Annotated in this window: 5 protein-coding genes; 3 read left to right on the top strand and 2 right to left on the bottom strand. The window is 46.4% G+C overall.

The window, feature by feature from the left end; genetic code table 11:
• Window positions 1-206 (bottom strand): ATP-binding cassette domain-containing protein (locus tag MHN01_RS17575; RefSeq protein WP_239412525.1); only part of this gene is annotated, 206 nt, incomplete at its 3' end.
• Window positions 207-209: 3 nt separating this feature from the next.
• Window positions 210-761 (bottom strand): ECF-type riboflavin transporter substrate-binding protein, encoded by a 552-nt coding sequence (locus MHN01_RS17570; RefSeq protein WP_239412524.1) that lies wholly within the window; start codon window positions 759-761, stop codon window positions 210-212.
• A gap of 912 nt (window positions 762-1,673) precedes the next feature.
• Here MHN01_RS17570 and uvrY point away from each other — a divergent pair.
• The 3 genes from uvrY to pgsA form a co-directional block, all read left to right on the top strand.
• Entirely contained in the window at window positions 1,674-2,318 is a 645-nt protein-coding gene (uvrY, locus tag MHN01_RS17565; protein WP_075766377.1) for a UvrY/SirA/GacA family response regulator transcription factor, read from the top strand.
• Window positions 2,318-4,168 carry an excinuclease ABC subunit UvrC gene (gene uvrC / locus MHN01_RS17560; protein WP_370646519.1) on the top strand — a complete coding sequence of 617 codons (1,851 nt, stop codon included), beginning with the start codon at window positions 2,318-2,320 and terminating at the stop codon, window positions 4,166-4,168. The genes uvrY and uvrC overlap by 1 nt, the downstream gene beginning before the upstream one ends.
• A 44-nt stretch (window positions 4,169-4,212) precedes the next feature.
• The coding region (gene pgsA / locus MHN01_RS17555) for a CDP-diacylglycerol--glycerol-3-phosphate 3-phosphatidyltransferase (RefSeq protein ID WP_239412523.1) at window positions 4,213-4,545 on the top strand (333 nt) is incomplete at its 3' end.

Below are 4,545 nucleotides of genomic sequence, written 5' to 3'. Positions count from 1 at the left end.
TTGATAGACAGACTTCCGGTGATATCACCCTTGATTGCAAACGGGATGAGGCCATTTAGGCACTGACCAAGGGTTGACTTGCCGCTGCCGCTTGGGCCGACAATGACGACCTTCTCGCCTTTTTCAATCGTGAGATTGATGTTCTTAAGGGTCGGTTTTTCTAATGCCCAATATTTGAACGAGAAGTTAGAAAACGCAATAGTCATGCTCTAGTAAGCCTCTTTCAGGTTGTAGCTTTGCTTTTTTCGCTTGGCAACGGCGGTCAGAATGAAGTGACCGACAACGGCAATGAGAACGGTGTTGCCTGCGGCAATAATGGTTAGCTGCGCCAAGACTTTCGTGAACGGTTCTGCGTAAAGAACGGCGTCGAGAAAGGCCGAGCAGCCATATCCGAGCACGTTGCCTATAAAGGCCAGTAAGATAAACAAGGTGAAATCGAGCTTTGAAAACAGACCTTTTTCCAGCCGCTCTTTGGTGATTTTTGGATAGAGGCCGATTAGCATCCCGACGATGCCTGAGCCTAGCACCCAGGTAACCCACACGCCCCAACCAGCAAACAAGTCTGTTACCCAGTGGCCAATGAAGCCCACCAGAAAGCCGACAAGTGGTCCGAATAATACGCTGAATAGTGCCAATACAGCCATAGCCGGTTTTAGTGTAGTGTTAGCAAAAACAGGGATACCAAACATAGGCAGGCCCCCTATACCATATAGCGCTGCGCCGATGGCAATAAGGACCACTGTCTTGGCAGAAAGATTCATGACATAACCTTTAATTTACTCTTTATGGGTATTTTCTTTGCCATGCCTACCTGAAAAGCTCTAGTAGAAGCAGACGGCCGCCAAACTATTCAACAGGAACAAAAAAACACACCAGTGGTGTGTTATTGCCTGTGCGCAAATATCCATTTTGAGCAAGTGCGGTTATGTGGGTAGACATAAGCGGTGGCAATCATACATGAAGCAAAGCAATAAAGGAAAGCCTTACATCTAGACGTCTAAATGTTAATCGCTCCCTTGTCTTTGGCCTGAGGGGGAGCGTGATGCTTGCGGGAACTAAGATGACCATTTCGCACTCAGGTTATGAGCCACCTAATCATAAATAATCGCAAAATTGATACAAATTCTAGATTTAGTTAGATACTGCAAAATTGTGATGATCTTTTTATTGGGCTTTTTAAGCTAAAATTGTACATATAGTTAGACAGTGCTGCGATTTGGATTCTAGCACGTTATTTTATTTATCATGTCTATAAGTTATAGATATGAAAAGAGATAATTGTTATTTGTTCGAAAATTGTTCGCGTAAAGCCGATTTTTTCCTATACCTCATAGTGTTATCAGTGTTACCTTGCTATTAAGAACATACTCAATATATATGATGTAAGTCTATTTCCCTGTGTGGCAGATAACCATCTGGATATATTGAATTTTATACTTTATTTTTTTGCATATATGGTAAATACTGCTGTGCAGCATGATTGAGTTTCGAACATGCAAAAAACAGTATTAGAGCCCTTTTTGTCAAGTATGAACTCTAGCGGAAACTTTGCGCTGATACACAGAAACAGCATCAGTTCAGATTTCAAGTTAGGGTAAAATTGGGTAAGATCAGTAATAGCTATCCCGCCAATTTCGGCTGGGTGCAGAGCCAAATCATATTGGAGATACAGCTTGATTAATGTATTCCTTGTAGATGATCACGAACTGGTTCGCACAGGGATCCGACGTCTTCTTGAAGATGTCCGTGGTATAAAAGTGGTAGGGGAAGCCGACAGTGGTGAAGAAGCCGTAAAGTGGTGCCGTGCTGAACACGCGGATATCATTCTTATGGATATGAATATGCCTGGGATCGGTGGCCTTGAAGCGACACGTAAGATTTTACGCTTTAATCCCGATGTCAAAATTATCGTTTTAACCATTCATACCGAAAATCCGTTCCCGACCAAAGTGATGCAGGCGGGTGCAGCTGGTTACCTGACTAAAGGTGCTGGCCCGGATGAAATGGTCAACGCGATCCGTATGGTGAATAGCGGACAACGCTATATATCCCCAGAAATTGCACAACAAATGGCGCTAAGCCAGTTTGCACCAGATTCTGAGAATCCTTTTAAAGACCTGTCTGAGCGTGAGCTGCAGATCATGATGATGATCACCAAAGGTCAGAAAGTGACAGAGATTTCTGAGCAGCTGAACTTAAGCCCCAAAACGGTTAACAGTTATCGTTATCGCCTGTTCAATAAACTGGACATCAACGGTGATGTAGAGCTGACCCACCTTGCAATTCGTCATGGAATGTTAGACACAGAGACGTTGTAGTGTCCGAATCTGTTGACGAAAAAAGCTTTGATTCAAAAAGCTTTCTCAAAACCGTTACTCATCAGCCCGGCGTATACCGAATGTACGACGAGGCTGACGAGGTCATCTACGTTGGCAAAGCCAAAGATCTGAAAAAGCGCCTGTCGAGCTATTTTCGTATCAATGTGTCGGGAGAGAAAACCCGTGCCTTGGTGAAGAATATACGTAAAGTGGATGTCACCGTAACGCACACTGAGACAGAAGCGCTGATCCTCGAGCACAACTACATTAAGTTGTACTTGCCCAAGTACAATGTATTGCTGCGAGATGACAAGTCCTATCCTTATATCTTCCTGAGCGCCAACGCCCATCCTCGACTGATGATTCATCGGGGTGCCAAGAAACGCAAAGGGGAGTATTTTGGCCCCTATCCTGACTCGGGCGCCGTTCGCGAAAGCCTTCACTTGCTGCAAAAAATCTTTCCCGTGCGTCAGTGCGAAGATTCTGTATACGCCAACCGTAGCCGTCCGTGCCTGATGTACCAGATTGGTCGTTGCCTTGGCCCGTGTGTGAAGGGGCTGGTAAGTGATGAAGATTATCAGGAGCAGGTGAATTTTGTGCGCTTGTTCCTACAGGGCAAAGATCGCCAGGTTATCGCCTCGATGGTTGAAAAAATGGAACAGGCCAGCCAGCAGCTTGCCTTTGAGAAGGCGGCGACCTATCGGGACCAGATCCAAGCCTTGCGCCGGGTTCAGGAGCAGCAGTTTGTCAGCCATGACAACGAAGATGATATGGATGTGATCGGTATTGCTCATGAGCGGGGAATGGCTTGTATCCACGCGCTCTATATCCGTCAGGGCAAAATCCTCGGCAGCCGCAGTTACTTCCCCAAAATGCCCAATGATGCCGATTTGACGGAAGTGCTCTCCAGTTTTGTCAGCCAGTTTTACCTTAACCAGGCTGAAGGCCGGGTTATCCCCTCGGTGATTTTGCTCGGAGCCGATTTGGGCGAGGAAAAAAACGTGCTGACCGAGACCTTGACCGAGCTGGCCGGGCGAAAGGTTGAGCTGAAAACCCAATCACGCGGAAACCGGGCTCGCTACCAGAAGTTAGCGCAAACTAACGCCAGCACCGCACTGACGAGCAAGCTCAATCACAAGATGACTATCCAGCAGCGTTTTACGGCATTGAGCAAGGCATTAAAACTCAACACTCTCGATCGTATGGAGTGTTTCGACATTAGCCATACCATGGGAGAGAAGACTGTTGCCTCTTGTGTGGTGTTCAATCAGGACGGGCCGCTAAAGCAGGAGTACCGCCGTTATAACATTACCGGGATCACCGGGGGCGATGACTATGCTGCAATGGCGCAGGTTCTTGCACGAAGATATGGAAAACAATTAGATCCAGATAAGATTCCCGACATAATTTTTATCGATGGGGGTAGAGGTCAGCTCTCAAGAGCGTATGATGTAGTTAACCCGCTGATGAAAGAGTGGCCGAAGCGTTCAATGTTGGTGGGGGTGGCAAAGGGAACCACACGTAAACCTGGGCTGGAAACCCTACTTTTGGTTACAGGGGAAGAGTTCTCAATGCCGTCTGATTCGCCGGCTTTGCATTTGGTACAGCATATTCGCGATGAAAGCCATAATCACGCGATTAGCGGTCACCGGGCTCAACGAGCCAAAGTCAGAAAACGCAGTGCATTGGAAGATGTTGAAGGTATTGGACCAAAGCGCAGACAAGCATTATTGAAGTATATGGGTGGTCTACAAGAACTAAAAAGAGCAAGCAGAGAAGAAATCGCCAAGGTACCCGGTATCAGTAAGTCCTTGGCCGAGAAAATTTATGACGCATTGCAACACAGTTAGCTTTGCGGCACCCTAAAGAAGTCAATCATAAGAACTAATAAATTATGCGTTTAACGATTCCAAATATCCTCAGCTTCATCCGGCTATTGCTTATCCCATTTTTTGTGGTCACATTCTATCTGCCTTACTCTTGGGCTCCGTTTGCGACCGCGTTAATCTTCTTTATTGCCGGAGTGACGGATTGGTTTGATGGGTATCTGGCACGCAAGCTTAATCAGACGACGCGCTTTGGTGCTTTTATCGATCCAGTTGCTGATAAGGTGATGGTTGCAACCGCGATGGTGCTGGTGGTTGAGCATTATCATTCTCTTTGGGTGACTATTCCTGCTGTGACCATGATAGGTCGTGAGATTATTATTTCGGCTCTGCGTGAGTGG

It is taken from the genome of Photobacterium sp. OFAV2-7 (genome assembly GCF_022347985.1).
Taxonomy (GTDB): Bacteria; Pseudomonadota; Gammaproteobacteria; order Enterobacterales; family Vibrionaceae; genus Photobacterium.
The sequence above is the reverse complement of the archived record's forward strand: the minus strand, read 5'-3'. Positions and strand labels throughout refer to the sequence as shown.

Bases quoted from the DNA above. Each gene is read 5' to 3' on its own strand.
- MHN01_RS17570 (WP_239412524.1), bottom strand. From the start codon at position 761: ATGAATCTTTCTGCCAAGACAGTGGTCCTTATTGCCATCGGCGCAGCG.